Below are 1,646 nucleotides of genomic sequence, written 5' to 3'. Positions count from 1 at the left end.
GGCCAAGCAAAATTAGTGTGCCAATGAAGCAGAAACGTTGCATGATGAACCCCGGCTTCTTGGAGCAAGTCTTAGTTGCTGGATTTAAGTCAATGACTAAATTCTAACCATTCATGCGGACGCCCTGGGCAAAATCCGATTTAAAAGATATTGCCTTATTTACCTCTCGCAGGTGGGGCCGCGAGCAACGAAATATTTATCTCAAACAATTCGATGAATCATTTTGGCTACTCGCTGAAAATCCTGATATCGGTAAAACTTGTGATGAAATCAGAGATGGCTACCGAAAATTCCCACAAGGAAGCCATGTTATTTTTTATCAACAAATTGGTAGCCAAAACATCCAGATCATAAGAATCTTGCATAAGAGTATGGATGTAAATCCAATCTTTGGCGCATAACGCTGCGTTAAGGGGTGAATGCCGCCTAAACCAACCTTCCGCAGGCCACTTTCACCACAAAACTCACCGCATACCAAAAATGCCACGCGGCATGAATCCCACTTAAACGCCTTGTTATACCAATTTTTGGCCAATCATAAGCAACCTAACTTATAAGCCAAACCCAACTTTAGGGAGTTTACGAACTGAGCGAACACCCCATTGTGATAAATCTGGCTTCGGTTGCCCCGTGAAGTCACCAAGGCAGATATACCCTCTAGACAGATAACGATAAAGGAAATCACCGCCCTCTAAAGAGCCTCTTCTATCATCACCAAATGGTAATTTTATTCGATCTACTCGTAGATCTGACGCGGCTTTGAAAGCTGGATAAACGCTGGAATTCACCGAATATGAGCTTAGATCGTTTAGAAGTGCTTTATCAGAAATTTGTGATGTTGTACGACTAAAGATCATGATTAGACGTTTCTGCTGTTCTGATGAAACGATGATCATTTCCATTTTGGTTTTCCTTTGAAATAAGGAAGTATATAGAAACCAAGCTTCTCTCGATAGTGTCTTGAGTTGGAGCTGATTACGATGAATTGGTATAACGCCGCGTTAAGGTGTGAACAACGCGACCACCAGACTTAAACCATTGTGCCATAATCACAAAACTCAACCTAGAACTCAGAATGCCAAGCGTTGAGAATCACTCTTAAACGCTTTGTTATGCATATTTTCAAGGTCTAGCTCGATGTTAATTCCACTGATTTGAAAGCCAAATGATCTATAAAATTTTTCTAACCTAGGCTTGTCACCATGCATCCAACCTTTCATTTGGCTACAGCCTTTAGATTTTGAGTGCTCAATAGCAGTAGTAAGCAACCGACTTCCGATACCTTTATTTTGGAAATTACGCTTTCGCTGAATACTTAAAAATACAGGCATAAAACTAGGCCAGAGATACAGATAGGAATCTTTAACGCATAGATCACAAAGGTCAGCCACTGTTCCTTTTACAGTGATATTGATATAGCCGACTGAATGACCATTTGGAAGTAAGGCTTCTATGCGAAATCCATCAAGGTCTGGTAATTCAATCACTTCGATATCTATGTCCATATAGACTCCATATGCATAACGCCCGGTTAAGGGGCAGCCAACGCCATTACCAAGCTTCCGCATAACACCGTAACCACAAAAACTAACGCATGGTAAAAATGCCGCGCGTTGGCTGTCCCTCTTGAACTGATTGTTATGCTT

The 1,646-nt window shown here is 41.4% G+C and carries 3 protein-coding genes; 1 reads left to right on the top strand and 2 read right to left on the bottom strand.

Features of this window, described 5'->3' with window-relative positions:
- Window positions 1-113 precede the first annotated feature (113 nt).
- Window positions 114-401 carry a type II toxin-antitoxin system RelE/ParE family toxin gene (locus tag UF06_RS00060; protein ID WP_045568612.1) on the top strand — a complete coding sequence of 96 codons (288 nt, stop codon included), beginning with the start codon at window positions 114-116 and terminating at the stop codon, window positions 399-401.
- Between the two features lie 150 nt (window positions 402-551).
- Here UF06_RS00060 and UF06_RS27305 read toward each other — a convergent pair whose 3' ends face one another.
- Together UF06_RS27305 and UF06_RS00050 are read right to left on the bottom strand one after the other, a co-directional pair.
- On the bottom strand, window positions 552-902 hold the full coding sequence (locus UF06_RS27305; RefSeq protein ID WP_045568611.1) for a hypothetical protein: 351 nt from the start codon (window positions 900-902) through the stop codon (window positions 552-554).
- A gap of 168 nt (window positions 903-1,070) precedes the next feature.
- Window positions 1,071-1,646 (bottom strand): GNAT family N-acetyltransferase (locus UF06_RS00050; protein ID WP_347335972.1); only part of this gene is annotated, 576 nt, incomplete at its 5' end.

The sequence above is a fragment of the Vibrio sp. S234-5 genome, from assembly GCF_000960595.1.
In the GTDB taxonomy this organism is placed as follows: domain Bacteria; phylum Pseudomonadota; class Gammaproteobacteria; order Enterobacterales; family Vibrionaceae; genus Vibrio.
The sequence above is the reverse complement of the archived record's forward strand: the minus strand, read 5'-3'. Positions and strand labels throughout refer to the sequence as shown.

Bases quoted from the DNA above. Each gene is read 5' to 3' on its own strand.
- UF06_RS00060 (WP_045568612.1), top strand. From the start codon at position 114: ATGCGGACGCCCTGGGCAAAATCCGATTTAAAAGATATTGCCTTATTT.
- UF06_RS27305 (WP_045568611.1), bottom strand. From the start codon at position 902: ATGGAAATGATCATCGTTTCATCAGAACAGCAGAAACGTCTAATCATG.